Annotated in this window: 23 protein-coding genes and 1 tRNA gene; 11 read left to right on the top strand and 13 right to left on the bottom strand. The window is 72.6% G+C overall.

Going from position 1 to position 24,981, the window contains the following annotated elements; all coding sequences use genetic code 11:
* Window positions 1–385 precede the first annotated feature (385 nt).
* Both EIO00_RS12595 and EIO00_RS12590 read left to right on the top strand, forming a co-directional pair.
* On the top strand, window positions 386–880 hold the full coding sequence (locus EIO00_RS12595) for a C40 family peptidase (protein ID WP_241661305.1): 495 nt from the start codon (window positions 386–388) through the stop codon (window positions 878–880).
* A 109-nt stretch (window positions 881–989) separates the two neighbouring features.
* Window positions 990–1,065 (top strand) — tRNA-Lys (locus EIO00_RS12590).
* A 1,031-nt stretch (window positions 1,066–2,096) separates the two neighbouring features.
* Here EIO00_RS12590 and EIO00_RS24805 read toward each other — a convergent pair.
* On the bottom strand, window positions 2,097–2,513 hold the full coding sequence (locus tag EIO00_RS24805) for a hypothetical protein (protein ID WP_206664122.1): 417 nt from the start codon (window positions 2,511–2,513) through the stop codon (window positions 2,097–2,099).
* Between the two features lie 329 nt (window positions 2,514–2,842).
* Between EIO00_RS24805 and EIO00_RS12580 the strand changes: the two genes are divergently transcribed.
* The 3 genes from EIO00_RS12580 (at window position 2,843) to EIO00_RS12570 (ending at window position 5,612) form a co-directional block, all read left to right on the top strand.
* Window positions 2,843–3,955 (top strand): NsdA family TPR-like regulatory protein, encoded by a 1,113-nt coding sequence (locus EIO00_RS12580; protein ID WP_140178417.1) that lies wholly within the window; start codon window positions 2,843–2,845, stop codon window positions 3,953–3,955.
* 19 nt (window positions 3,956–3,974) lie between these two features.
* Window positions 3,975–4,877 carry an aminoglycoside phosphotransferase family protein gene (locus EIO00_RS12575; RefSeq protein WP_140178414.1) on the top strand — a complete coding sequence of 301 codons (903 nt, stop codon included), beginning with the start codon at window positions 3,975–3,977 and terminating at the stop codon, window positions 4,875–4,877.
* A gap of 168 nt (window positions 4,878–5,045) precedes the next feature.
* The gene (locus EIO00_RS12570) at window positions 5,046–5,612 is read left to right on the top strand and encodes a DUF6939 family protein (protein WP_140178411.1); all 567 of its coding nucleotides are present in this window, start codon (window positions 5,046–5,048) and stop codon (window positions 5,610–5,612) included.
* A gap of 118 nt (window positions 5,613–5,730) precedes the next feature.
* Here EIO00_RS12570 and cydC read toward each other — a convergent pair whose 3' ends face one another.
* From cydC to EIO00_RS12545, 5 genes are all read right to left on the bottom strand, one after another.
* Window positions 5,731–7,509 carry a thiol reductant ABC exporter subunit CydC gene (cydC, locus tag EIO00_RS12565; RefSeq protein ID WP_140178408.1) on the bottom strand — a complete coding sequence of 593 codons (1,779 nt, stop codon included), beginning with the start codon at window positions 7,507–7,509 and terminating at the stop codon, window positions 5,731–5,733.
* Entirely contained in the window at window positions 7,506–9,194 is a 1,689-nt protein-coding gene (gene cydD / locus EIO00_RS12560) for a thiol reductant ABC exporter subunit CydD (protein ID WP_140178405.1), read from the bottom strand. The genes cydC and cydD overlap by 4 nt, the downstream gene beginning before the upstream one ends.
* A complete protein-coding gene (cydB, locus tag EIO00_RS12555; RefSeq protein WP_140178401.1) occupies window positions 9,191–10,291 on the bottom strand; it encodes a cytochrome d ubiquinol oxidase subunit II in 1,101 nt (366 codons plus the stop codon). The genes cydD and cydB overlap by 4 nt, the downstream gene beginning before the upstream one ends.
* Window positions 10,292–10,308: 17 nt before the next feature.
* Window positions 10,309–11,697, bottom strand: coding sequence for a cytochrome ubiquinol oxidase subunit I (locus EIO00_RS12550; protein ID WP_140178398.1), 1,389 nt, complete (start codon window positions 11,695–11,697; stop codon window positions 10,309–10,311).
* Window positions 11,698–12,033: 336 nt separating this feature from the next.
* On the bottom strand, window positions 12,034–13,080 hold the full coding sequence (locus tag EIO00_RS12545) for a DUF2804 domain-containing protein (protein WP_140178396.1): 1,047 nt from the start codon (window positions 13,078–13,080) through the stop codon (window positions 12,034–12,036).
* 96 nt (window positions 13,081–13,176) lie between these two features.
* Between EIO00_RS12545 and EIO00_RS12540 the strand changes: the two genes are divergently transcribed.
* The 3 genes from EIO00_RS12540 to EIO00_RS12530 are packed head-to-tail and all read left to right on the top strand — an operon-like array spanning window position 13,177 to window position 15,580.
* Window positions 13,177–14,283 (top strand): ABC transporter permease, encoded by a 1,107-nt coding sequence (locus EIO00_RS12540; protein ID WP_140178393.1) that lies wholly within the window; start codon window positions 13,177–13,179, stop codon window positions 14,281–14,283.
* The gene (locus EIO00_RS12535) at window positions 14,280–14,969 is read left to right on the top strand and encodes an ABC transporter ATP-binding protein (RefSeq protein ID WP_140178390.1); all 690 of its coding nucleotides are present in this window, start codon (window positions 14,280–14,282) and stop codon (window positions 14,967–14,969) included. The genes EIO00_RS12540 and EIO00_RS12535 overlap by 4 nt, the downstream gene beginning before the upstream one ends.
* 20 nt (window positions 14,970–14,989) lie before the next feature.
* Complete coding sequence (locus EIO00_RS12530; protein ID WP_140178387.1) at window positions 14,990–15,580, top strand: TetR/AcrR family transcriptional regulator; 591 nt, start codon at window positions 14,990–14,992, stop codon at window positions 15,578–15,580.
* A 115-nt stretch (window positions 15,581–15,695) separates the two neighbouring features.
* On the opposite strand, the gene EIO00_RS12525 is transcribed toward EIO00_RS12530, so the two are convergent.
* Window positions 15,696–16,625 carry an MBL fold metallo-hydrolase gene (locus EIO00_RS12525; RefSeq protein ID WP_140178384.1) on the bottom strand — a complete coding sequence of 310 codons (930 nt, stop codon included), beginning with the start codon at window positions 16,623–16,625 and terminating at the stop codon, window positions 15,696–15,698.
* A 362-nt stretch (window positions 16,626–16,987) separates the two neighbouring features.
* Here EIO00_RS12525 and EIO00_RS12520 point away from each other — a divergent pair, with 362 nt between their 5' ends.
* The gene (locus EIO00_RS12520) at window positions 16,988–17,773 is read left to right on the top strand and encodes a sulfite exporter TauE/SafE family protein (RefSeq protein ID WP_140178382.1); all 786 of its coding nucleotides are present in this window, start codon (window positions 16,988–16,990) and stop codon (window positions 17,771–17,773) included.
* Window positions 17,774–18,197: 424 nt separating this feature from the next.
* On the opposite strand, the gene EIO00_RS12515 is transcribed toward EIO00_RS12520, so the two are convergent.
* The 4 genes from EIO00_RS12515 to EIO00_RS12500 form a co-directional block, all read right to left on the bottom strand.
* Window positions 18,198–18,767, bottom strand: a complete 570-nt coding sequence (locus tag EIO00_RS12515) for a DUF4189 domain-containing protein (protein WP_161602714.1) — start codon at window positions 18,765–18,767, stop codon at window positions 18,198–18,200.
* Between the two features lie 774 nt (window positions 18,768–19,541).
* Window positions 19,542–19,781, bottom strand: coding sequence for an EF-hand domain-containing protein (locus EIO00_RS12510; RefSeq protein ID WP_140178376.1), 240 nt, complete (start codon window positions 19,779–19,781; stop codon window positions 19,542–19,544).
* A 271-nt stretch (window positions 19,782–20,052) separates the two neighbouring features.
* Window positions 20,053–20,913: an alpha/beta fold hydrolase gene (locus EIO00_RS12505; protein ID WP_140178373.1), complete on the bottom strand. Its 861-nt coding sequence runs from the start codon at window positions 20,911–20,913 to the stop codon at window positions 20,053–20,055.
* 14 nt (window positions 20,914–20,927) lie between these two features.
* On the bottom strand, window positions 20,928–21,335 hold the full coding sequence (locus EIO00_RS12500; RefSeq protein WP_140178370.1) for a hypothetical protein: 408 nt from the start codon (window positions 21,333–21,335) through the stop codon (window positions 20,928–20,930).
* Window positions 21,336–21,583: 248 nt separating this feature from the next.
* Between EIO00_RS12500 and EIO00_RS12495 the strand changes: the two genes are divergently transcribed.
* Together EIO00_RS12495 and EIO00_RS12490 are read left to right on the top strand one after the other, a co-directional pair.
* Window positions 21,584–22,012 (top strand): YbaB/EbfC family nucleoid-associated protein, encoded by a 429-nt coding sequence (locus tag EIO00_RS12495; protein WP_140178367.1) that lies wholly within the window; start codon window positions 21,584–21,586, stop codon window positions 22,010–22,012.
* Window positions 22,009–22,521, top strand: coding sequence for a hypothetical protein (locus EIO00_RS12490; protein ID WP_140178364.1), 513 nt, complete (start codon window positions 22,009–22,011; stop codon window positions 22,519–22,521). The genes EIO00_RS12495 and EIO00_RS12490 overlap by 4 nt, the downstream gene beginning before the upstream one ends.
* 141 nt (window positions 22,522–22,662) lie before the next feature.
* On the opposite strand, the gene EIO00_RS12485 is transcribed toward EIO00_RS12490, so the two are convergent.
* Together EIO00_RS12485 and EIO00_RS12480 are read right to left on the bottom strand one after the other, a co-directional pair.
* Window positions 22,663–23,184 carry a hypothetical protein gene (locus tag EIO00_RS12485; RefSeq protein ID WP_140178362.1) on the bottom strand — a complete coding sequence of 174 codons (522 nt, stop codon included), beginning with the start codon at window positions 23,182–23,184 and terminating at the stop codon, window positions 22,663–22,665.
* 252 nt (window positions 23,185–23,436) lie between these two features.
* Window positions 23,437–24,960, bottom strand: a complete 1,524-nt coding sequence (locus EIO00_RS12480) for a carboxylesterase/lipase family protein (RefSeq protein WP_241661304.1) — start codon at window positions 24,958–24,960, stop codon at window positions 23,437–23,439.
* Window positions 24,961–24,981: the final 21 nt, after the last annotated feature.

The following is a 24,981-nucleotide window of genomic DNA, read 5'->3' as shown; positions in this document are numbered from 1 at the left end:
AGGCATGATCGAAGGAATGTCACGAACCTTTTCTCGATCATCTCCATGCCGAACATTTGCCCTCTCAGGGTGACATGGTTAACGTTCTTCCCGGTTCCGGCGGTGACCGGATCACCGTCGGCGACCCACCCCGCCGACCCGGCGCACGGCGCATCAGATCGCCGTCGAGCCGCGTCGGCCGCCGAGTCCGTGCAGCCAGGAGGCACGGAGCCGGGATTCCCGCCCGCAATGGCGCAGGTTTCGGGACGCCGTTCAGCCGAAAACGCCGCTTCGGTCGGTTTCGGCTGCCCGGTAGGCACAAACCGCGAGGGCTGGAGCTGTTCTGAATACCTCCCGCATCACCCGACTCACGCTGAGCGGACTCGCGCTGAGCGCCTCCGCGACCGTGTTCACCACCGCGATGGCGGCCGCCCCGGCCGACGCGGCGACCAAGACGGCCGCCTTCCAGCCGGCCGCCACGGCCAAGGCACAGACCACGACCGCGAAGAAGTCGTCCTCCAAGGCCGCCAAACAGGCTCAGCTGGCGGAGAAGGCCGTCCGGTACGCCGCCAAGCAGATCGGCGACCCCTACCGCTACGGCGGCACCGGCCCCGACAGCTGGGACTGCTCCGGCCTCGCCGGCGGCGCCTGGCGCAAGGCGGGCGTGAAGCTCCCCCGCACCACCACCCAGATCTACAGCCACGTCAAGAAGAAGGTCTCCTACCGCAACCTCAAGCGCGGCGACCTGGTCTTCTTCTACAGCGGCCGCAGCCACATGGGCATCTACGTGGGCAAGGGCTACATGATCCACGCCCCCAGCAGCGGCAAGCGGGTCCAGAAGGTGAAGCTGAGCACCTACTACAAGAAGCACTTCAACGGCGCCGTCCGCCCTGGTCTGTGACCCCGCGCCTCGGCGGCGCCGTGGGCGCCCCGCCCGTCCACGGCGCCGCCCCTCCCCCGCCCGGATATCCCGTCGCGAACCCGTGATCCCTCTGGGTACCCTTACCAGCGGGTCGCTAGCTCAATTGGCAGAGCTCCGGACTTTTAATCCGTAGGTTGTGGGTTCGAGTCCCACGCGACCCACCACTGATGACCTGCGGCAAGGCGCGGGAAGGCCGGTGTGCGGCATCCCGGCCGCCCGCGTCCGCTCCCATGTTCGCCCCATACCCGCTCAAGGACCGGTCCAGGACACGGGCCATTCTCCCCTGCCTGAACATCCCGCCGCATCGGGCCGCCGTCTGATTCCCGGCCGGCGATGGTCGGCGGATGCTCCAGGGGCACGGCCGCGCTCGCCGGTCAGCCACGTGGGGTCCTGGATCCAGTCCACCCGACCGTCGGCCTTGGTGCCGGGAGCGACGGACAGGTGGTACCGGTGGCTCCACCGCCTCCGTCCAGCTCCTTCCATGCGAAGATCCGCCACACGGATGCAGGCGGACCATGGTGTGCGCCGGCGACTGCAACTCCGGGAAGGTCCGCTCGATGCGCACCGGCCTTGGGCGGCGTGGTCGGCCGCATCGCTTCTTCGGCCGACACGGCTCCCCTCATTAATCGAGCCGGAACTCAGGGACGGCCGATGACAAGGCCGGATCCGAGCTGAGGAGAAAAGCCACTCCGGTCGAGCGCATCGCCGGGCGCGGAGCCGCACATGCCCGACGCCGTCAAGGACGCTCCGGCCGTCGCTATGGCGTCCCGGTCATGTCGACCATGCCGTGGCGTGCGTCCACCTCGCGGATCCTGACGAGCAGGTCCACCGGCGTTCCGGCCTCGACCGGTCCTCGCCACGGGTGCGGGTGCCGTGGAACTCCCCAGGAGGAGCGGGTGAACCGTCCGAACCGGCAGATCCACGTATCGCGTGTGCGGGATTGGATCTCGGCGGCTGCTCGTTCGGGTCGGCCGTACACGCTGTCCGGTCGAGTGAAATCGGGCTCGTCGGGTCTGGGCGGCATCCGCATCGGCCTTGTTCTCCCTTGGAGGGTCGCATGCTCCGATGGCGTCGGTCGTCAGGGAGGTGCGGAGCCGCAGGGGGTTCGGGGACTGGCCCCGCAACAGCCCGGCCGGCTCGTGCAAGGCGGCCTGTCGCGGATCCGTCTCCGCCCTGGAGAGGTCGCCGGCGGAGGTCATACGGCGGCTTCCGGACAGAGCACACGGGCGTCCCGAACGATCTCCGCGAAGATGTCGCCGGGCCTCATCCGGCCGCCGCCGTCATGCTCGACCATGACGACCGCATCGGCCCTATCCCCGATGGCCACGCGAAGCAGCGGTCCGCTGTACCGATATCCCCTGCAATCTGGACTCAGCGCGACTTTGTGCAAAAGTCCGAATGCACCGGGCGGTGCGGCTCGAAGGGCGTCGACCATCTTCCGCAGGGCTCGGTCACGATCACTGCAGACGCCGACGGCACCGAATTCTGGCGGATCACCAAGGGCTTCGACGATGGTCCAAGAGAACAGGCCGTCGTCCGATGAGGAAGGCGCCGTCACCGGGACGGGCGCAACCGGCCGGGGCGGTGAGTGTTCTTCGAGCCGGGATGACATCAGGAACCTTTCGCATGCACCATCGCCAGTGACAAGGGCGGATGGGCATCCGCCCTGACCGCGTATTCCAGAGGTTCGTGCGGTCACTCGTCAGCGAACACCGAGGAGAAAGCGGCCGCCAGCCGACAAGGAACGACGAGGAGGGACAGCGGCCTCCGACACGTCCCGACAAGCCGAAGGAATACCGGGCGGTCAGGTGCCGCCGAACGCAGCGAGGACGCACGCTCATGGCATATGAGACGACTCAGCGAGTACGTGACCGGCTCCGCGCCGAACGCAAACGCCGAGGCTGGGACCCCGCCCGCCTTGCGCAAGAGATGCTCGCGGCGATGGACGAGCGCCAGCGGCCCACCCTGGCCAGCCTGGTCCGCAATATCGAACGGTGGGAGTCTGGGGACGTCACCCGGATCACCGAGCGATACCGGCTGTTGTACTGCAAGGTCCTGAAGATGTCCGAGGACGAGCTGTTCAACCTCGACGACCTTCCTCCGCAGAACGCGCCACCGCCTCGACCGACGCCCGGTGACGTTCCGGTGGTGCGGAGGATGCCGGCCGCGCTGACCGCCTCCGACCGACAGTTCGGGGGCGAGCACGCTCGTCAGTACGCCACCGAGTACCTCACCCGGGTGGTGCGGCCTCGCCTGCATGCGCATGCACCGGATCCGTTGCGCCGTGACCTGTTCACCGTGGCGACCGAGTTCTCGATGCGCGTCTCGGCGATGCACATGGACGTCGGGCAGAACGCCACCGCACGACAGCTGCTGGCGGACGCGGCGAGCATGGCTCACGAAACCGACGACACGACCTTGTCGGCATGGGTGCTGGCCCGCCGCGGTGAGCACGAACTCCAGATGGTCGCCATCGGCGCGGAGCCCGAGCGACGCCGTGTCCATATCGACCGGGCGATCGCCTACACCGACGGCGCCTGTGGCCTGGCCCGGCGCGCCGGCCCGCTCAGCAAGGCCTTCATCCACACCAAGCATGCGCTGGCCTGGTCGATGACCGGTGACCGAGCCGAGACCCGGCGCGCTCTGACGGCGATGTGGCGCGCCTACGAGCAGCCCACCACCAGCCCGGAGCCGGCCTGGGCGAGCGCCTACGGGTGGGGACACCTGCGACACGAGGAGGCCCGCTGTCTGGTCAACGTCGGGCTCGGTGAGCCTGCCGTGCGCGCGGCCGAGGAGTCCCTGACGGTTCGCAGCGACCTGCGGCCCCGGGCGTTCACCCTGGGAGTGCCGGCGATGGCACATGCCCAGTCCGGTCACATCGATCAGGCCTGCACCACGGCCCAGGAACTGATCACGGTAGCCGGCCATCTGTCGTCCGCGCGGGTACGGCTGCGGCTTTCGGAGGTGCTCCAGGCTCTGGAACCGCATCGAGCCGCCCCTGCCGTCAGGGACGTGTTCGAAGCGGCCCGGCCGGTGCTGCATCCCGCCGAATAGCCGGGGAGGCGGCGTCGGTATGCCTTCTTCGCCCCCTGAGGACGTTCTCCGCGTTCTGGCCGAGGTCGCCGAACGTTGCCGGGTCCCGACCGACGACGCGAGGCTGCTGCACCGGCACAGCAACACGGTGATCGCGCTTCCGTCCGCCCGTCTGTTGATCCGGATCGCCGGCGCTCCCGCCGCCTTCGAGCGCGTGGCCGCATCGATCGCGGTCACACGCTGGCTTCATGCCCGCGGCTTCCCCTGCGTCGTACCGGCCGAACAGGCGGGTCCGTTCCGGGTGGACGGGCGGGTGGTCTCGGTGTGGCGGCTGGCCGACGTCACCGACGGACCCGCCGGAACGGGCGGTGACCTGGGACGGCTGCTGCGGCTCCTGCACGACCAGCCCGCCCCGCCGTTCCCGCTCCCCCGCCTGACCGACCCTCTCGCCGGTGTCGCCGCGGCCGTCGACCACCACCCCGAAGGACTGACCGCCCGCGACCGAGCCTGGCTCACCGATCGGATCGCGACCTTGCGGCGCCGCTGGTCGGCCCTGCGCCCCGCATTGCCGACAGGACTGATCCATGCAGACGCCCACTCCAACAACCTCATCCCCACCCGCGGCGGAATGCTCTTGGGCGACTGGGACCACGTCGCCATCGGCCCTCGAGAGTGGGATCTCGTCCAGATCCATCACATGCGCCGCCGCTTCGGTCGGCACACCGCCCAGGAGATCGACGACTTCACCGCCGCCTACGGCTGGGACGTCCGTGCCTGGGACGGCTTCGACACGCTGCTGCGCATCCGGGAGATCAGCGGGCTGAGCCCGTACATCCGCCGCGCCACCGCCCAAGAGGCGGCCCGCGCCGAAGTGGCCCACCGGTTGGACACCCTCCGCCGAGAGGATCGCCACGCCCGGTGGAACCCACCGCCCCGCAGGTGATCGAACGGGTCGCATGCACGGGGTGCGGCCGTCGCGCGGAGCCCAAGGAGTCCCGCCGCTCCGCCCCGTTCGGGATCACCGAGCCGACCCCGCTCCGGAAGGGCGCCTGGAATGTCGGTGCCGTCGCAGAGGATGCCTCCGTCCGATTCCTCGATCGGGGGTGCTCCGATGGCGATCCATGTGGCGAGCAGGCGCAGGGCGAGGGCGTCCATCGAGGCGGCCCATCCCGGTGCGCTGATCGTGGACGTCACCTCGCGCGCCGAGCGGCCGTGGGTGCGGTTCAGCCCGTTCTATCCGCACGGCGGCATCCCCGTGCCGTTCTCCCCCGGCGTCACCGCCCAGTCGGTCGAGGGCATCTGGCAGGCGCTCAAGGTGTTCGCCGACGCCGACGTCGACCCGACCAAGCTGACGATCACCACGATGCGGGGCCTCAAGCGCACGGTGCGCAGGCACGGCCCGGTGCTCGGGCACCGAGCGGGACTGACGGGCGGGGAGCTGCTGCCGTACGAGGAGGCGCGCCGGCGGATCTACCTGCCGTCCTACCGCTGGGTCCTGGAGCATCGCGTCGCCGACCTGGTGGACCGGCTGCGCGAGCTGAGCTCCCGCCGGGACGTGGTGCTGCTGGACTACACGACGAACGGGGAGGTGAGCGACCTGTCCGCGCCGCTGTCGCACGCCGCCCTCATCCGCCGCCACCTCGAGGGCCGGTGGCCCGTGCCGCCGGCCGCCCCGTGAGGGACGCGGGGGACGGCCGTCATCCGGCGGGCGGTGCACCGGGCGCCGACGCCGGTCGAGCCGCTGGACGGCCCGCTCCGGCCCGAGGGCCGGGGGCCTGCACCGCGGATGTCCCGGGTCACGGCGCGGCGGCGCGGGCGTCCGGGACGGAGCACTCCCACAGGGTGCGGTAGAGGCCGGGACGGGCGATCAGGTCGGCGTGGGCGCCGCGCTGGACGACGCGGCCGGCGTCCAGCACGACGATCTCGTCGATCTCCTCCATCCCGGTCAGGTCGTGGGTGATGAGCAGGGTGCTGCGGCCCCGGGTGGCGCGCAGCAGGTCGGCGGTGAGCGCGGCGGCGGTGGGCCGGTCCAGGTGGGCGGTGGGCTCGTCCAGGATCATCAGGGCCGGGTCGGCGAGCAGGGCGCGGGCCAGGGCGAGGCGGCGGCGCTCCCCGCCGGACATTCGGGCGCCGTGGGCGCCGACGCGGGTGTCGAGGCCGTCGGGCAGCGACTCGATCCACGGCAGCAGCCGGGCCCGGGCGGCGGCGTCGGCCAGTTCGGCGTCGGTGGCGTCGGGGCGGGCGAGTCTCAGGTTGTCGCGGACGGTGGCGTCGAAGATGTGCGGGTCCTGGGGGCAGCCGCCGATCAGGCGGCGCACCTGGTCGGGGGCGAAGGCGGTCAGGTCGGTGCCGTTCAGGGTGATGACGCCGCCCGCCGGGTCCAGGAAGCGCAGCAGCAGGGCGGCCACGGTGCTCTTGCCCGCGCCGCTGGGCCCCACCAGCGCGACCCGCTTGCCGGGGGTCAGGTCCAGGTCCAGCCCGTCCACCGCGAGCGGGCCGCCCGGGGTGTAGCGGGCGCGCACGTCGCGCAGCCGCACGGTCAGCGGAGGCTCGGGCGGCGGCGCCGGCGTCGCCGGTTCGGCGACCGGGTCGGGGGCGTCCAGCACGTCGAGGATGCGGGCGGCGCCGGCCCGGGTCTCGGCGAGCTGGGCGGCCGCGGCGGGCAGGGCGGCGGTGGCCTCGAAGGCGGCCAGCGCGGTCAGCGTCAGCACCGCCAGCGGGACCCGGCCCAGCGTGCCGTCCTCCACCGCGGCGACCCCCAGCAGCAGCACCGCCCACACGGTCAGCCCCGCCGCCAGGGAGGCCAGTCCGGCGCCGGCGGCCTGCACCAGGGCGCCGCGGCGGCTCTGGGCGGTGAGTTCGGCGTCGGCCTCGGCGACGGCGGCCAGCGCCCGGTCCTGGGCGCCGAAGGCGTGCAGTTCGGCCGCTCCGGCCAGGGCGTCCACCACGCGGGCCGAGACGGCGCCGCGGGCGCGGGCGGTGCGGCGTCCGGCGGCGCGGGCCGACGCCGACGACAGCGCCGGCAGCAGCGCCCCCGCCGCCAGCAGTCCGAGCGCCAGCACGCCGGCGGCGGGGGCCAGCAGGAACGCGCAGGCGGCGACCGCGCCGCCGCCTGCGAGCGCGGCGGCGACCACCGGCACCACCCCGCGCACGAACAGGTCCTGGGTGGAGTCGACGTCGCTGACCAGCCGGGTGAGCAGGTCGCCGGAGCGGAGCGGGCGCAGCCCGGCGGGGGCCAGGCGCGCCAGCCGCCGGTAGATGCGCACCCGCACGTCCCCCAGCACCCGGAACGCCGCGTCGTGGGCGGTCAGCCGTTCCAGGTAGCGGAGGACGCCCCGGCCGACGCCCAGCGCCCGCACCGCCACCACGGCGATGGACAGGGCGGTGATGCCGGGATGCTCGGCGGCCCGGGCGATGAGGAACCCGGAGATCCCCAGCAGCCCGATGCCGGCGGCGGTGGTGGCGGCGCCCAGCAGCGCCGCCAGCGCCAGCCGTCCGCGCACCGGGCGGGCCGCCGCCAGCAGCCACGGCAACGGGCGGCGGCGCTCGAGAGGCTCGGCGGCGGTGGCGGTCATGAGGCCATCTCCAGGGCTCGGTGCGGCCTCGGCCGCGGGGGAGGGGATTCGGTGAGGCGGCCCGCCTCGATGCGCACGACGCGGTCGGCCAGGCGCGTCCAGGTCGGGTCGTGGGTGACCAGCACGACGGTGCGTCCGGCGGCCAGCCGGTGCACCGTCTCCTGCACGCCGTGGGCGGTGAGCGGGTCGAGGTGGGCGGTGGGCTCGTCCAGCAGCACCAGCGGCGCGTCGCGCAGGAAGGCGCGGGCCAGGGCGACGCGCTGCCGCTGGCCCGAGGACAGGCGGGCGCCGCGTTCGCCGACGCGGGTGTCGAGGCCGTCGGGCAGGGAGGCGATGAACTCCGCCAGGCCCGCCCGGGCGGCGGCGCGGCGCACCTCGGCGGGGGAGGCGTCGGGGCGGCCGAGCCGGATGTTGTCGGCGATGGTGCCGTCGAACAGGTGGGGGTGCTGCGGCACCCAGGAGATCTGGGCGCGCCAGGCCTCCACCGGGACGTCGGCGAAGCCCACCGTGCCGGCGGACGGTTCGACGAAGCGCAGCAGCAGGCTCAGCAGGGTGCTCTTGCCCGCGCCGCTGGGGCCGAGGACGACGATCCGCTCGCCGGGTTCGATGGTCAGCGACACGTTCTCCAGGGCGGGCCGGTCGCGTTCGGGATGGCGCACCGTGACGTCGCGCAGGACGATCGGGTCGCGGCGCAGGTCCGCGACGGCGCCGCCGGGGGCGGGGCGCCGCGGCGGCGGGGTGTCCAGCACCTCGAAGGCGCGTTCGGCGGCCGCCACGCCCTCCATGCCGGCGTGGAACTGGGCGCCGACGGTGCGCAGCGGCAGGTAGGCCTCCGGCGCCAGGATCAGCACCAGCAGCGCCGTCTCGTACGGGACGTCGCCGCCCAGCAGCCGCAGCCCCACCTGGACGGCCACCAGCGCCACCGCCAGCGTGGACAGCAGCTCCAGCACCATCGCCGACAGGAACGCCACCCGCAGCACCCGCATGGTGACCCGCCGGTGCGCGCCGGTCACCTCGGCGATCACCTTCGCCTGGGCCTCGGCCCGGTCGAACAGCTTCAGCGTCGGCAGCCCTTCGACCACGTCCAGGAAGTGGCCGCCGAGCCGTTCCAGCAGTCGCCATTGGCGTTCGGTGCGGGCCCGGGTGTGCAGGCCCACCAGGATCATGAACACCGGGATCAGCGGCAGCGTCACCGCGATGACCATCGCCGACAGCAGGTCCGCGCCGGCGATCACGGCCAGCACCGCGATCGGGGTGATGCACGCCAGCACCAGCTGCGGCAGGTAGCGGGCGAAGTAGACGTCCAGGGCGTCCAGGCCGCGGGTGGCGACGGTGGCGACCTCGCCGGCCCGCGCGCCGGCCGTCCACTGCGGCCCCAGCCTCAGGGCGTGCGCCACCAGGCGGCGCCGCAGCAGCGACCGGACGGTGCCGGCGTAGTGCAGCGCGGCGGCCTCGGCCAGGCCGTGCACGAGGGCGCGCGCCGCCACCACCGCCAGCAGCGCGCCGAGGGCCGTTCGCAGCTCGCTCGACCCCCGGCCGTCGAACGAGCCCGCCAGCACGTGGGCCAGCAGCGCCGCCTGGGCCAGCACCAGGCCGGTGGTGACGGCGCCCAGCAGCACGGTGAGGGCCAGGAAGGTCCGGGCCGGGCGGGCGTGCCGCAGCAGCCGGGGGTCGAGCGGTTTCATGCCCGGCTCCGCTCCGCGGCCCGTCCGGTCCGGGGGCCTTCGGCGGGACGGGCGGGGGCGCCCGCACCGGTCGGTCCGGCCGGTGCGGGCGGCACGATCGCCTCCCGGGTGAGCCGCGTGCGGAACACCCAGTACGTCCACGCCTGGTAGCCCAGCACGATCGGGGTGAAGATCACCGCGACCCAGGTCATCACCGTGAGCGTGTAGGGGCTGGAGGCGGCGTTGTCGACGGTCAGGCTGTAGGCGGGGTCGATGCTGGACGGCAGCACCGCCGGCCACAGGTCGCCGAACAGGGTGGCCACGGTGGCGACGATGGCGACCGCGGTGCCGGTGAACGCCCAGCCGTCCCGGCCGCGCAGGGCGGCCGCCACGCCGCCCGCCAGGGCCAGCGCCGCCACGGCGGTGGTCGCCCAGGTCCACGGCACCCCGAAGCGCATCCCGGTGATCACCAGGAAGGACGCCGCGCTCACCACGGTCGGCGGCGCGATGAACCGGATCGCCCGCCGCGCCTGGTCACGGACGTGGCCGCGGGTCTTCAGCGTCAGGAACACCGCGCCGTGCAGGGTGAACACCGACAGCGTGGTCAGCCCGCCCAGCAGCGCGTACGGGTTGAGCAGGTCGAGCAGGGTGCCGGTGTAGTGGTGCCGGGCGTCCAGCGGCACGCCCTGGAGGATGTTGGCGAACGCCACGCCCCACAGCAGGGCGGGGACGGCCGACCCCCAGAAGATGGCCCGGTCCCAGTTGCGCCGCCACCGGTCGCTGTCGATCTTGCCGCGGAACTCGAAGGCCACCCCGCGGGCGATCAGCGCCGCCAGGATCACCAGCAGCGCCAGGTAGAAGCCGCTGAAGAGGCTGGCGTACCACTCGGGGAAGGCGGCGAAGGTGGCGCCGCCGGCCACCAGCAGCCACACCTCGTTGCCGTCCCAGACCGGGCCGATCGAGTTGATCATGACTCGGCGGTCGACGTCGGAGTGCGGCGCCTTGCGGGGGGCCAGCACCGGCATCAGCACCCCGACCCCGAAGTCGAAGCCCTCCAGCAGGAAGTAGCCGGTCCACAGCACCGCGATCAGCAGGAACCAGACTGTGGTGAGTTCCATCGCTCACTCCCCGGTCGTCAGTAGGTGAAGGAGGGCATCGGTTCGTCCTCCTTGGGGGTCTCCGCCTCCGCGGGCGGCCCCTGCTTGGCGAAGCGCACCATCAGCACGCCCGCCACCACGGCCAGCACCCCGTACAAGACGGTGAAGACCGACAGCGAGACGATCACCTCGGCGCCGCCGACCGTCGGGGAGACCCCGTCCGCGGTCTTCAGCACCCCGTGCACCACCCAGGGCTGGCGGCCCATCTCGGTGAAGATCCAGCCCATGGTGTTGGCCAGGTAGGGCAGGGCGATCCCGGCCAGCGCCGCGCGGGTGAACCAGCGGCTGCGCGGGGTGCGGCCGTCGCGGGTCAGCCACAGTCCCCAGATCGCCACCGCGCCGGCCAGCAGGCCGAAGCCGATCATCAGCCGGAAGCTCCAGTAGGTGACCGGGACGATGGGGATGTAGTCGCCGTGGCCGTAGAGGGCCTCGTAGGCGCGCTGCACGTCGTTGATGCCCTCGACCCGGCCGTCGGGGTCGCCGGTCGCCATGACCGACAGCAGGTGCGGGACCCGCAGGCTCCACAGCTCCGCACGGCCGTCCAGGCTCCCGAGGGTGAACAGCGAGAAGGACGCGGGGGCGGAGGTGTCGTACAGCGCCTCGGCGGCGGCCATCTTCATCGGCTGCTGCTCGGTCATCAGCCGCGCCTGGATGTCGCCGGAGATCACCACGCCCAGCGACGCCGCCAGCGAGACGATCAGGCCGAGCCGCAGCGCCGGGCGGAACACCTCGGTGTCGCGGCGCTTGTGCAGGTACCAGGCGGAGATCCCGACGATCAGCATGCCGGCGGTGATCAGCGCGCCGAAGATGACGTGCGGGTAGGCCGCGAGGGTGGTGGGGTTGGTGAGCACCTTCCAGATGCTGGTCAGCTCGGCCCGGCCGGTGTCGGGGTTGATCCGGTAGCCGACCGGGTGCTGCATCCAGGAGTTGGCGGCCATGATGAAGTAGGCCGACAGGGCGGTGCCGATCGCCAGCAGCCAGATGCACGCCAGGTGCACCGCCGGCTTGAGCTTGTCCCACCCGAAGATCCACAGCCCCAGGAACGTGGACTCCAGGAAGAAGGCCAGCAGGCCTTCCATGGCGAGGGGGGCGCCGAACACGTCACCGACGAAGCGCGAGTACTCCGACCAGTTCATGCCGAACTGGAACTCCTGCACGATGCCGGTGACCACGCCGACGGCGAAGTTGATCAGTATCAACTTGCCGAAGAACTTGGTCATCCGCAGGTACCTGGGGTCCTTGCGGCGGAACCACATCGTCTGCATGACCGCCACCAGGACGGCCAGGCCGATGCTCAGCGGAACGAAGATGAAGTGGTAGACGGTGGTGATCCCGAACTGCCATCGGGCCAGGTCCAGAGCGTCCATGGGGCTCTCCTCGGCAGGCGGGGGACGGAGGCGGCCGCGCGGTCGCGCGGCCGCCCCCTCGGTGGTAGGTCCGGTGGTTCCAGCCCATCACCGGCCCTTCGCCCGCCTTAGGGGCGAAGGTCCATCGCCCGAGGGGACCTTCGCCCCTGCCGTCGAGGGCGTTCTTCCCGGCCCCCGAGCGTTTCCCCAGGTGGCCGCGGGTGCTCGCGGGTGCGGGGGCCCGTCGCCGCCGCGCTGTGTCATCGATCACGTTCGCCCAGCTCAGCGCGCGTTCTCCGGCCGGTCTCCCGGTCGGAGACGCCGGGGAGCCCGGCCGGCTCCCCGGCCGGTGCGGGGTCACCAGAGCATGCGGACCTCTTCGGCCCAGCCGAGCAGGCCGTCGATCAGGACGTCCCGTCCGTCGTCGGTGCGCACCCGCCCGTGGTAGCGGCCGAAGCACTGGTCGGTGCGGTTGGCCAGCAGGACGGCGTCGGTGCGGACGACCCGGTCGTGGAACGGGGTGAAGGTCAGCTCGACCTGCTCGCCGTCGGGGGTGCGGATCGTCCAGGGCGCCAGGAAGTCGCCCGGGTCGTAGCGCCACTCCAGCTCCTGGCCGATCTTGGTGAGCCGGCCGTCCACGCACACGGCGTTCTCGGTGACGCCGGTGCCCGCGGTCCACTTCCCGCCGAGCTGGAGTCCGACGACGCGGCCGTCGCTGCGGCCGGAGGCGGCGCCCCAGTTCCAGGTGATCGACCGCGGCCAGCGGCCCCTGCCGTGGTCCAGCACGCCCCAGGCGTCCTCACCGAACTCGTAGACGGTCGCGCCGATCCGCACGGTGCCGGTGGCGGGGCGGGCGGTGTGCTTGGCGGTGTACTGGAACCGCCGGTCGCTCCAGGGGACGACGACGCCCAGCGTCTCGTGCCCGTCCGGCAGCGCCACCGTCAGGTCGGCCTCCAGCGGCTCCCGGTCGGGGGTCAGGCAGCGCGCCCGCAGCCGGGTGCCGTCGGGCAGCGCGGTGATCTCCACGCGGACCTGCCCGCCGGTGGGGCGTTCGGGGCCGACCGCCACGTCGGTCCGCGGGTCGCCGGGGGTGCCGGCGATGACCGGCGGGAGGGACACCCCGCGCCCGAACGGGACCAGCGCGGTGCGCTCCACCTCGCGTCCGCCGTACTCCAGGAAGTAGACGCTGTTGAGGGCCAGGAAGTCCAGGTCGCTGACGGTGAGGGCGAGCAGGTGGGCGGGGGTGGTGACGCACCAGTACTCCCAGCGTTTGGTGCGGCCCCAGCCGCGCAGCCGGCAGGTGTGCAGGGGGCGGCGCGACCAGCCCACCGCGGCGGGGTTGAGCCGCCCGTCCGGCAGGCACAGTTCCACGGGCTCGGTGATCTCGCGTTCGGTGGTGGCCACCGGCCCAGCATAGAAACGGCGCCCCCCGATTTGGCGACACCATGTCCCCATCTTCTAGATTCGTCTCGGCATGCCGCCGATCCTTCGAGGTGGTCCGTGTTCCTGGCATTGCGCGACCTCCGGTTCGCCCGGGGGCGTTTCGCATTGATGGGCACCGTGGTCGGGTTGATCGCGGTGCTGGCCGTCCTGCTCACCGGCCTGGCCACCGGCCTGGTCAACGACAACGTGTCGGGGCTGCGCAGCCTCCCCGCCACCCATCTGGCCTTCCAGCCGGGCGTGGACGGCAACCTGTTCTCCCGCAGCACGGTCGATCCGGCGCTGGCGCAGGAGTGGGCGAAGGTCCCCGACATCCGCGCGGCGACCCCGTACGGCAACACGCTCGCCCACGCCAAGGAAGAGCGCAGCGGCAAGGACGTGGACGTCGCGGTGTTCGGCGTGGAGCCCGGCTCGTTCATGGCGCCCGAGCCGCTGACCGGCGACCCGCTGGGCAGCCGGGAGGACGGGGTGCTGATCTCCCGCAAGCTGGTGGACGAGGGCCTCAAGATCGGCGACACGCTGGTCGTGGAGCGCAGCGAGGTGCGGCTGCCGGTCATCGGCACCATCGGCGACGTCTCCTACGGGCATGTGGCGGTGGTGTACGCGCCGCTGAAGACCTGGCAGCGCATCCACTACGGGCTGCCCGGCGAGCCGCCCGAGGAGGCGTTCAAGGCGGCCACCGCCATCGCCCTGGACGGTGAGCCCGGCGCCGGCGGCCCCGAGGCCGAGGTGCTCAGCCGGGAGGACTCCTACGGACAGTCGCCGGGGTACTCCGCCGAGCAGGCCACGATGCAGATGATCCAGTTCTTCCTGTACGTGATCTCGATGTTCGTGGTCGGCGCCTTCTTCGTGGTCTGGACGATCCAGCGCAGGGACGAGATCGCGCTGGTGCGGGCGCTGGGCGGCTCGGCCGGCTACCTGCTCCGCGACGCCATCGCCCAGGTGCTGGTGGTGCTGGTGTCCGCCACCGCGGTCGGCACCGCGGTCGGCGCAGGGATGATCGCGCTGCTGCGGCGGGCCGCCCCCGGCATGCCGATCGCCTGGGCGCCCGGCCCGATCATCACCGCCATGGCGCTGCTGGTGGTGCTGGGCGTGCTGGGCGCGCTGGCGGCGCTGCGCCGCATCACCTCCGTCGATCCGCTGCTCGCCCTGGGAGGCAACCGATGACCGCCGCCACCGCCACCGCCACCGGGCTGGCCCTGGAGCAGGTCACCCTGGAGTACGGGACGGGTGAGACGCTGGTGACCGCGCTGGACGAGGTCACCTTGACCGTGGAGCCCGGAGAGTTCGTCGCGGTCGTCGGCCCGTCGGGGTCGGGCAAGTCCAGCCTGCTGGCCGTGGCGGGCGCGCTGATCCACCCCACCCGGGGCCGGGTGCGCATCGCCGATGTGACCGTCTCCGGCGCCAAGGCCGCCGAGCTGGCGAAGCTGCGCCGCACCCGGATCGGCTACGTCTTCCAAAGCGGCAACCTGCTGGCCTCGCTGACCGCCCGCGACCAGCTGCTCTTGGTGCCGCACCTGTCGGGGCGGATCACCGCCGAAGACCGCGCCCGCGCCGACGAGCTGCTGGAGGCGGTCGGGCTGACCGCCAAGGCCGACCGCCGCCCGCACGAGCTGTCCGGCGGCGAGCGGCAGCGGGTCGGGCTGGCCCGCGCGCTGATGAACCGGCCGGCGGTGCTGTTGGCCGACGAGCCCACCGCGGCGCTGGACCGCCGCCGGGCCCGCGAGATCGTGGCGCTGCTGGCCGCCCAGGCCCACGAGCGCAAGGCCGCCACCGTGATGGTCACCCACGACACCGACCTGCTGGAGGCCGCCGACCGGGTCGTCCACATGCGGGACGGTAAGCTGTCCTGACCTGCTCGCCGAGGACGCGCATGCCGAAGATCACCGCCCCGACCGTCGCCGAGCACCGCACCCGCCGGTACGCCGAGCTGCTGGAGGCGGCCCGGCAGATCGTGCTCGCCGACGGTCCGGAGGCGGTGACCCCGGGCGCGGTCGGCGCCCGCATCGGGCTGGCCCGCTCCAGCGTCTACAAGTACTTCCCCACCTCCCGCGACATCCTGGTGCACCTGCTGGAGGAGATCTTCCAGCGATGGATCGCCCGGCTCGGCGAGGTGATGGCCGCCCAGGCCGGCCCCGCCGAGCGGGTGACCGCCTACATCCGGACGTTCTTGGAATTCGCCGGGAGCGAGGAGCACCGCGTCGCCGACGCCATCGGCTTTCCCAACCTGCCGCCGCAGGACGCGGCGCGGATCCGCGTCCTGCACCGGCGGCTGACCGAGCCGCTCCGCCAGGCCCTCGTCGAGCTGGGCGACCCGTCCCCGCAGATCACCATGGAGTTGATGGTCGGCACGTTGAACGCCGCCACCCGCCTGATCGCCCAGGGGCATCCCGAGGCGCAGATCACCGCCGCGACCTTGGCGTTCGTCCGCCCTCCGGGAACGTGCGGCCGCCCGGGGCGGTGACCCTCTTCACGTGCGCCCTTCCGCGGGTCACAGGCGGGGACGCCGGGTCAGGCCGTGCCGCTGCGCGCCCCGGCCGGCCTGCGGCCGTTCGCGGGCGACCGCGGCGGTGCGCGATTCAGCGGGCGGGGAGCAGGACGGTCTCCCGCCACAAGGTCGGCAGGACCAGGCGGACGCCGTCGCGGCGGCTCTGCTCGACCAGGAAGCGCATCGAGGCGGCGACGTCGTCGGCGAAGTAGGGGAACGGGCGCAGCGGGCCGGTCAAGGGGGCGGTGAAGTCGTCCCAGTGGATCGGGATGACGACCTCGGCGCCGGTGGCGCGGACGGTCTCCGCCCAATACCGGCGGCGGTAGTCGTCGTCCTGTCTGCCGAGCTGCCCGATGCCCAGATAGACGACGTCGGCGCGGCGCCCGTCCAGCCGGCCCGGCACGAACCCGGCGCTGCCGTGGACCAGCACGGTGCCCAGCGGGTGCCGGAAGAACACCGAGTACGCCTCGCCCGTCCGGTACGCCGTGGCCCTGGCCGGCGGGGACAGCGGGGCGTCGACGGTGCCGGGGGCCAGGTCGCCAGGGCAGTGCACCCCGACGACGAAGGTGACCTCGAAGTCCCCGAACCGCACCGTCTCGCCGTCGTCCACGACGCGCAGCAGCTCCTCGGGCACCCCGTGGCCGCGGCCGATGTTGGCGGTGGACCGCGAGCCCACCAGCGTCGCCCCGAGCCGCCGGGCGATCACCGGGGCGTCCATGGCGTGGTCGTAGTGGGAGTGCACGCATATCACCGCCGCCAGCGAGCCGGCATGCCCGATGCCCGCCCGCCGCAGGCAGGCGTCGATCGCCTCCCGGTCGGGCGCGATCCGTCCCAGCCCCACCCGCAGCCAGCCCGGCCGGGTGAAGAACCCGTCGGTCAGCAGCGCGGTGCCCCCGTCCCGCAGCAGCACGCTGCTGGTCCCCAGGAACACCCCCGACACCCCGCCGTCCCCGTCGGCCACCGGAACGTCGGCCAGTCCGGCGAACGCGTCCATCCGCGGACGCCCCCACGGCCACCGCATGCATCCCTCCCGATCCTCGCCCGCTCTCCCCGGGTCCGCCGATTCTCTCCGAACGCCTCCCCCGGGGCGTGTGGGCGCGGCGGGCATCACCATGACGGCGGCGGCACGGCGTGGGCCGTCCTTCCGCTCCGCGGATCGCCCGCCTGCACACCCGTCCCCCTCGGGGAACGCGCGACCGTCTGAGGAGACGCCCGAAGAAGCGTCGTCGCACGGTCGAAGGCCCGGCGACGTGATCCCCGCCGCTCGCCATGGCCCAATCGGGCTCCCCCGGCGCCGGACGCGTGAGCCCTCCGGCTCGTGACGCTCCGGAGGAGGCGGGGAATCGCCGCGTCCGGACGGATGTGTAAGGCAGGCTTGCCCTTGTGGCGTGGGATGCTTGGGGGACGGGTCCGGCGGGGTTCCTGGCGGGCCTGCTGATCGCGACGGTCACCTCGCCGGTGGGCGTGTCCGGGGCGGTGTTCCTGCTGCCCGTGCAGCTCAGCGTGCTGGGTGTGCCGAACCCGGCGGTCACCCCGACGAACCTGCTGTTCAACATCGTCTCCGGTCCCGGTGCGCTCGCCCGCTACCGGGACCGTCTCAGCGGTCCGCTCACCCGGCTGCTCATCGCCGGGACGCTGCCGGGCGTCGTCATCGGGGCGATCGTCCGGGTCCATGTCGTTCCCGGCCCGGACGTCTTCCGGATCCTGGTGGGGCTGTTCCTGCTGCCGTTGGGGGTGTGGCTGTGCGTCCGCGCCGCCCGACGCCCCGCCGAGCCGGGCGGGAGCGGGCCCTCACCGCGCTTCACCACCGCCCTCGCCCTGGGCGTGGGGGTCGTCGGCGGCGTCTACGGCATCGGCGGCGGCTCCATCCTCGGCCCCATCCTGGTGGGCCGCGGCCTGCCGGTCGCGACCGTCGCCCCCGCCGCACTGGCCTCGACCTTCCTGACCTCGGTGGTCGGCGCCCTGACGTATGCGGTCTTGTCCTTCACCGCCGAAGGGGACATCGCGCCGGTGTGGTCGCTGGGTCTGCTGTGCGGCCTGGGCGGTCTGATCGGCGGATATCTCGGCGCCCGGCTGCAGCCGCACCTCCCGGAACGGGCCCTGCGTCTGATCCTCGGTCTTCTGGCGTCCGTCCTCGCCGTCCTCTACCTGATCCAGGGCCTCCGCTGAAGGGGGAGGGGACGGCCGCGGCGCAGGTTCTCGTCGTCGTCCGCTGCGCCAGGTGCCGGCTTGTGGCGGCGCCGTTCCGCCGTGCGGCGGACGCGAGGGGCCTGTGACCGTCCAGGCCCCCGGTGCGCGACGCATGCGGACGATCGCCCCGGTCGGTCGGCGGTGTGATCCGCCGGGCGGCGCATGGCCCCAGCCCTCTTCAACCCGGCCATGCGCCACCACGCCGCGGCCCGGTCTCGAAGGCCGCCCCACGCCGGCCCGGGTCGTTCCGCCGGCGCCGGGTGCGTCGACCGCGGCGGCGGGACGCCGCCCCCTCGCCGGTCACGCCGTCATCGCCGCGCCGGTCATGCGGCGGGTCGGCGGATCTGCGCTCCGCTCGCCGGGCCGCCCGCGCTCGGGCCGCAGCCGGCACCGGGCGCCAGGCTCAGTCCGTGTACCGGGTGGTGCACACCCAGGTGATCCAGCGGCCGCCGCCGGCGTTGGAGATGGCGTTGTTCTGCGCCTGGGTCCGGGTGCTGCCTCGACCGCCCCAGTACTTGTTGGTCTTGGGGTTGTAGGCGACGGCGCCGCAGCTGTTGACGAAGACCACCAGCACCTTGCAGTCGGAGCGGCGGCACTCCCGCAGCGCCCGCTGCTCGGCGCCGGAGCTGGTGCTGTAGTCCCAGGACTTGCCGATGCTGCCGTCGGGCGCCACCGCGATGGCGCCGTAGTACTGCCGCCGCGGCGTGTAGACCGGGGGCGGCGTGTAGGCGGGAGGCGTGTACGCCGGGGGCGGCGTGTACGCCGGGATCGTCGGGCGCGACGGCAGGGTGTAGGTGGGGGACGGCCAGCTGTCCGGAATCTTGCGCGCGGTGGTCGTGCCGCTCGAGCTGCCGGCGGCGAACAGCCACCACAGCAGGCCGGCGCCGCCGATCACCGCCACCAGCGCCACGACGGCGATGATGATGACGGCCGCAGCGTTGTCGTTCGACCGCCGCGGGCCCGTGGGTCCCATTCCGGGAGGGGGACCGGGCGGCGTCGGCGGTCCGGGCGGAGGCCCGTACGAGGGCGGCTGTGGGGGTTGCACGGTCATCCACTCCCCGAATACGTCAATGTACGGAATATCGCGATGATCGCCTCATTGGCGTGAGCCGATACGTGAGACGCGCTTTCTGTGGGTTCGGTTCCGCTCCAGTTCGATGATCTTTCAACGGTCGGCGACACCGCCGGTCCGCGGCCGGATCCGGTCATCACGGATCACGATCCCCGGCCGGGAGACGGCGTCCGGCCGCCCCGGGGGGCGCATTCACCGAACGTCTTCGCGCGCTTTCAGCGCACGTCTTCACGAAGATCGACGCGATCGCCGCTCGCCGCGGCGTCCACAGGTGAGCCGCGGGGTGTGGAAACGGCCGGGCGGGGACCGGCGGTCGTTCACCGGGTCCCCGCCCGGCCGCATGAGGAGAAATCCGCACCGCCCTTCGGCGACGCACCGGTGCGGCCGCCCGTCGTCTCGCCGACGCGGCCTCCGCCGGACGGCGTCTCGCCGCAGGGGGCGAAGCGGAGAACCCGTTGACATCCGCATCGCCGCGCGGCCAGACCACTGCCGGCGGCGACATGCACCGGTCGAGACGACGGCGTCGCCCTCATGTGCTCCGCAGCGAACGTGAGGTTTCGGCGTCCGAGCGGGACGCCGTCGATGCGGCCGGCGACGAATCGCCGGAGGGCGATGACCTCAGGAGCGCATTCGCGCGGCGCGGACCGGTGAAGGCCCGGCCGGCACGTCGAGCGCTCAGCCCTTGGAACCGAGCTCGGGAAGATTCTTTGCCAGCGGCACGAACTCCGACACCGACAGCAGCCCATCGCCGTCGGTGTCGTATTCGGCGAACAGCGCCTTGACGATCCCCGACAGGTCGTCCACTTCGGACGCCGGGAACATCCCCGCGATCGCCGCGGTCACCTCCTCCACGGTGAGCCGCCCATCTCCGTTGACGTCGTAGCGGGCGAACACCGCCTCGTACTGATCAGACATGATCCCCTTCCGCAACGCGGGCGTGGTCCTCGATCGTAACCACTCCCACGGCGGCCGACGGCGCGGACGGGGCGGAGTCCGGCGACGGCGGCGAGCCGTCCATGAGGCCGCCCGCGCGTCCGTCCTTCTCGGCCGGCCGGCGCGCGGGCGACCTCGGCGAGGAGGTCGCCGTTGCCCGCGCCGGTGCGGCTCGGGGACCCGGGAGCCCGCGGAAGGACCGGGCGCCGGGGAGGGCCGCCCCGTCCTGACGTGCGAGCGGGTCGCGGGGGGCTCAGACGGGGACCGGCTTGCGCCGTTCCACCGCCTGGAGGGCCTGGAGCAGGTAGCGGCGGAAGAGCGGGTAGTTCTCGCTCATCGGGAAGTGCCCGATGTCCTTCATCTCGATGAAGGTGCAGTTCCCGATCGCCGCCGCGGTCCGGGCGCTGTCGGCGGGCGTGGTCAGGTAGTCGTACTCGCCGGTGAGCATGACCAGGGGACACCGGTCGGTGTCGATCTCGCCGAGGCGACCGCGCAGATCGTGGTCGACGGAGTAGAAGTACAGGTCTCCCTTGAAGGCCTCGGATCCCTGGGTGTAGTAGAACCAGGTCTTCCACCGGTCGGCTTCGGGAGACTGCGGGGCCATCAGGTCCCACACCCCGCTCGCGCACACCTGTGCGGCGTTGGCGTGGGGGTGCTGCCACCAGTCGAGGTAGAAGCCGGGAGAGTGGTCGGCGCCCTCCACCGCCAGGATGCCGCCGAACCGGTCGGGGTGCCGCAGCGCCAGCTGCAGGGCGACGTTCCCGCCGAACGAGCAGCCCATGAAGATCGGGTCCCGCAGGTCGAGGGCGTCGCACAGCGCGACGATGAAGGCGCAGTAGTGGTCGGCGGTGAGCCGGTACTCCTCCTTCCACCACTCGGTGTTCTCCGGCGGGTCGGACTTGCCGTGGCGGGGCAGGTCGTAGGCGATGATCCGGTACCGGGAGGCGATCTCCTCGTCCTCCAGCAGGCCGCGCCACTGGTGGTTGTGACATCCGGCCGTGTGCTGGCAGACCAGGGGCTGTCCGGTGCCGTTCTCCAGGTAGAAGACCTTGTATTCCAGTCCGTCGACCTCGAAGGTCACATAGTGTCCGGTGACCGGGGAGATCCTGCTCATGGTGTCGTCCTTCCTCACACGGGGGAGCCGACGGTGCGCAGCAGCTCGATCTGGCGGGTGATGCAGCGCAGGTTCTGCATGAGGACGAGCAGGTCGCCCTCCAGCCGCATGTCGCGTCGGAAGCTGGCCGACCAGATCCCGTGGAACATCGGCTCGGGCACCGGGCGGCCGAAGCCGCGCCAGGTCTCCGCGCTCGCCCGGATCGCGAACTGGTAGGGCGCCTCGAGCGGGCCCGGATCGACCGCGACGTGCACGACCTTGCCGGACACGACGTCGATGACGAAGGAGTGCTCGCCGGCGTCCAGCAGGTACGAGCAGGTGAAGTGCTTGCCGTGGGCCTGGATCTCCGGGTCGGTGTTGTTGGCCTCGGCGAAGGCGTCGGCCCACTCCTGGGCCGAGAGGACGGGGGTCGGTGCGGTCATCGCCGGGACTCCCTCCTGAACGGGTCGGCTGCCGCCGTTCACGACGGCGGGGCGCTCATCGCGCTCGGATGGGACCCCGTACCCGCCGATTGCCGTCCGATAGTTCACAGAAAACTCTTTTTAGGGAGAATTGCACCTTCTGTGCAGATCACTCCGGTGCCGCAGAACTCGTTAACCTTTGGGCCGGCCCTCGGGAGCATGCGGCGTCGGGATGGCGCATGGGCCGGTGGCGTCGAGGAGGGCGGGCGATGAACGAGTTCGATTTCGGGGAGTTCCTCCGGGCGTCCGAACGCCAGGCGGCCAAGTCGCAGGAGCTGACGCGCAAGTCGGCCGAGCTGGTCGGGCGCGCCGAATCCCCCGACGGCCGGGTCGAGGTCGAGTGGACCCACGAGCGCGGACTGGCCGGGCTGCGGATCGGCCCGCGCGCGATGCGGTCGTCGTCCACCGAGCTGGCCGAGCTGATCGTCACGACGGCCCAGGTCGCCGAGGACGACCTGCGCGCCCAGGCCGACGCGCTCACCGAGGAGCTCTTCGGCCCCGACGGCGATCCCCTGGAGGTGCTAGAGGACCCGGAGGCGGTCCAGGACAAGATCAAGGAGCTGCAGGACGGGTTCCACGGCACCCTGCAGGACGCCACCGCCCTGCCGGAGAACCTGCGCCGGACGCTGGGGCGGTGAGACCGGTGTTCGGCACCACCGATCTGGTGATCGACGACGAAGAGATCACCGACAAGAACGGCACCGCACTGGCCGAGATCCGCCGCCCGCGGCTCTCGTGGCGCACGCTGCCGCCCGGCTCCCGGGAAGGGCTGAGCGTCGTGGGAACGGACGGGACGACGCTGCTCCGACTCGAGCATCCCCAGGGTCCGAAGATCACGTCCCTGTGGGTTCGTGACGGCGCCGGCGACCCCGTCGGCGAGTTCCGCAACCGCAGCCGGCTCGCCCCCGCCGGCGGACGTTTCGACGTGCTGCGGGACGACGCGGTGATCGGCACGGCCCACAGCGGCACCCTGCTGGACTTCCTGGAGGCGGCGACCGCGGAGGGCGAGCGGGTCGCCACGGCCGAGCGGGTGGGCGAGAGCTGGTTCGTCGAACTGAGCCCCGGCATCACCGACGACTGGACACGGCTGTTCGTGGCCCTGGTGATCGCCACCGAGCAGGTGCGGTTCCAGCAGCGGGAGTGGTGAACGGGGCCGCCCTGGAGCCCATGAGGCGGACGGGGCGGCCGGCCGTCCAGGCCGGATCGGACCGGCGTCCGGCTCGCGCCGTGGGGGCGGCGTCCCGCCGGTCGTCCAGATCCCGGCCGGCCCCGATCCCGCCGCGGCGGGTCAGCCCTTGCGGTTGCGCCACTGGCCCAGCCGGTGGGCCTGAACGTACTCGCGGATCTCCTTGACCTGCCACTTGTGCATGCCCCCCACCTCGTCGGTGACGATGGCCAGCCGGAGCCGGCCGGGCTGCCTCTCCAGCGGGCGTAGCTGCTTGGGCAGTTCCGGGAGCCGAGCGCGGTCGTACCAGAGCGAAAGCTCCGGGAAACCGCCCCGGGTGCGCAACAGCCCGATCCCCTCGATCGCCTCCACGGGCAGGACGTACTCCCGGTCTCCGATCGAGTGGATCAGGCCCCGCGGGGTCAGCCGCAGCCGTGCGGCGCCGTGCACCCGGTTCGACACGCCGATGGCGACGGCCAGGCCGATCAGCAGGACGCCGACCACGATCAGCGGTATCGAATACCAACCGTCGGTCATCGCCCCCGCCCCGCCGGCGATGCCGCCCGCGAGCACGAGCGCGACGATGCCGAGCGGCGCGTAGACGGAGCTGTCCCTCAGGACGATCTCCCCGCGAGCGGGCATCATGGCGCCTCCTCAGTCCTCGCGCGGCAGCACGTCGGTGCGCTTGAACGTAGCCGTCGCCGTACTCGGTGGCCTTGGTCCACGGAGAGGTGAAGGTGGGGGTGCCCTCCATGTCCCTCCCGAGGGCTCCGCTGCGATCTTGGCATGAGACGAAGATCCGGGAGCGGGCGTTCCAGGCGCCGACACGTCTTCGGCCCGGAACGATGCGTTCCGGGCCGAAGACGTCCGGCGGACCGGAGGACGAGGGTCAGGGGATCAGGAGGCGGACCCCAGCCACAGGTCGCACTTGTGGTCCTGGGGGAAGGTGGTGCTCGGCGCGATCGCATCGGGGGCGAGGATCTGGACCTTCGGGAACCGCTCCCAGCGCGGGGCGCCGAGGGCGTAGGGGACGCCGGTCCTGGCGAAGTTGGTCCAGTACTTCAGCATGCGGTCCGACAGGGCCTTCTGGGCGGGGGTGCCGGAGACGTCGCCGAACACGTACCGGATCTCCGAGCCGTGCGGGGCGCCGATCGGGAAGCTGATCGGCAGGTTCAGGTAGTCCATGGCGTTCCGGTCGGCGAACTCGTACTGGTAGGACCGGGTGTGCTTGGCCGCCAGCCGCGCCGTCTGGGACTGCGAGCAGGAGAACTGGGAGTCGGTGAAGACCGCGCCCAGCGCCTCCGCGGGCGTGCCGTAGTCCGACAGCGGGTAGCGGGCCAGGATCTCATCGGTCCGGTCGCCGTAGACCGCGCGGACCGCGACCGGGTAGCCCTCCGCGGTGAGCTGCCGGCCCGCCAGGTCGTAGGTGGAGGCCACGGTGAGCCGCCCCTCGTCGGCGGTGGTGCCCTGCAGGACGGGGACCCGGTGGAACAGCCCGCGGTCCAGCGCCTCGGTCACCTGCCGCGGGAGCACCTTGCCGTCGACGTTCGGCACCCAGCGGACGTTCGGGGCCGTGGAGGCGTTCAACACCTCCTCGGCGGACTTGCCGCGCAGGCAGGCCACGTCGGCGCAGCCCAGGGACTCGGCCCAGGCGGCGCCGGAGCGCTCCTGGTCGGCCCGGGCGGGCAGGGGGAAGCCGCAGCCCGACTGGGCGATGGCCCGGTGGAACAGTCCCGTCGACAGGGGCGAGATCAGGTTGTGGCAGACGCTGCCGCCGCCGGCCGACTCGCCGAAGATCGTCACGTTGCCGGGGTCGCCGCCGAACGCGGCGATGTTCTGCCGCACCCAGCGCAGGGCCGCCTGCTGGTCCAGCAGCCCGTAGTTGCCCGATGTCCCGTGCGGCGACTCCTTGGTCAGGTCCGGGTGGGCGAAGTAGCCGAACGCCCCGAGCCGGTAGTTGAGGGTGACGACGACCACGTCCCCCTTGGCCGCCAGGGTGCCGCCGCCATAGAACGCCCCGGAGCCGACGGTGAACCCGCCGCCGTGGATCCACACCATCACCGGCCGCTTGCGCAGGGACCGCCGGGCGGGCGTGTAGACGTTCAGGTACAGGCAGTCCTCGCTGGGCGTGCCGGGGCCCGTCAGGTCGCCCCAGGGCGTGTCCGAGGGGTGCTGCATGCAGGGGTTGCCCGGCTCGGTGGCGTCCCGCACGCCCGACCAGCGCGCAGGCGGGGACGGCGGCCTCCAGCGCCGCTCCCCGACCGGCGGGGCGGCATAGGGGATGCCGAGGTAGGAGTTCGCGGCCTCCCCCGCCTTCCCCTGTACCTTCCCGTATCTGGTCGTGACGATCGGGCCGTCGTCCGCCGCCGCCGGAACGGCGGTCAGCCCGCCGACCGACAGCATGAGCGCGCCCGACAGCACCCCTGCCCGTCGTATCCAAGG

The organism is Thermomonospora catenispora (genome assembly GCF_006363815.1).
GTDB lineage: Bacteria > Actinomycetota > Actinomycetes > Streptosporangiales > Streptosporangiaceae > Thermomonospora > Thermomonospora catenispora.
This window is presented reverse-complemented; position numbering and strand designations above follow the sequence as displayed.

Bases quoted from the DNA above. Each gene is read 5' to 3' on its own strand.
- EIO00_RS12525 (WP_140178384.1), bottom strand. From the start codon at position 16,625: ATGCGGTGGCCGTGGGGGCGTCCGCGGATGGACGCGTTCGCCGGACTG.
- EIO00_RS12535 (WP_140178390.1), top strand. From the start codon at position 14,280: ATGACCGCCGCCACCGCCACCGCCACCGGGCTGGCCCTGGAGCAGGTC.
- EIO00_RS12500 (WP_140178370.1), bottom strand. From the start codon at position 21,335: ATGACCGCACCGACCCCCGTCCTCTCGGCCCAGGAGTGGGCCGACGCC.
- EIO00_RS12505 (WP_140178373.1), bottom strand. From the start codon at position 20,913: ATGAGCAGGATCTCCCCGGTCACCGGACACTATGTGACCTTCGAGGTC.
- cydC (WP_140178408.1), bottom strand. From the start codon at position 7,509: ATGACCGCCACCGCCGCCGAGCCTCTCGAGCGCCGCCGCCCGTTGCCG.
- EIO00_RS12580 (WP_140178417.1), top strand. From the start codon at position 2,843: ATGGACGAGCGCCAGCGGCCCACCCTGGCCAGCCTGGTCCGCAATATC.
- EIO00_RS12495 (WP_140178367.1), top strand. From the start codon at position 21,584: ATGAACGAGTTCGATTTCGGGGAGTTCCTCCGGGCGTCCGAACGCCAG.
- EIO00_RS12550 (WP_140178398.1), bottom strand. From the start codon at position 11,697: ATGGACGCTCTGGACCTGGCCCGATGGCAGTTCGGGATCACCACCGTC.
- EIO00_RS24805 (WP_206664122.1), bottom strand. From the start codon at position 2,513: ATGTCATCCCGGCTCGAAGAACACTCACCGCCCCGGCCGGTTGCGCCC.
- EIO00_RS12510 (WP_140178376.1), bottom strand. From the start codon at position 19,781: ATGTCTGATCAGTACGAGGCGGTGTTCGCCCGCTACGACGTCAACGGA.
- cydB (WP_140178401.1), bottom strand. From the start codon at position 10,291: ATGGAACTCACCACAGTCTGGTTCCTGCTGATCGCGGTGCTGTGGACC.
- EIO00_RS12570 (WP_140178411.1), top strand. From the start codon at position 5,046: ATGGCGATCCATGTGGCGAGCAGGCGCAGGGCGAGGGCGTCCATCGAG.
- EIO00_RS12485 (WP_140178362.1), bottom strand. From the start codon at position 23,184: ATGATGCCCGCTCGCGGGGAGATCGTCCTGAGGGACAGCTCCGTCTAC.
- EIO00_RS12575 (WP_140178414.1), top strand. From the start codon at position 3,975: ATGCCTTCTTCGCCCCCTGAGGACGTTCTCCGCGTTCTGGCCGAGGTC.
- cydD (WP_140178405.1), bottom strand. From the start codon at position 9,194: ATGAAACCGCTCGACCCCCGGCTGCTGCGGCACGCCCGCCCGGCCCGG.
- EIO00_RS12530 (WP_140178387.1), top strand. From the start codon at position 14,990: ATGCCGAAGATCACCGCCCCGACCGTCGCCGAGCACCGCACCCGCCGG.
- EIO00_RS12515 (WP_161602714.1), bottom strand. From the start codon at position 18,767: ATGGGACCCACGGGCCCGCGGCGGTCGAACGACAACGCTGCGGCCGTC.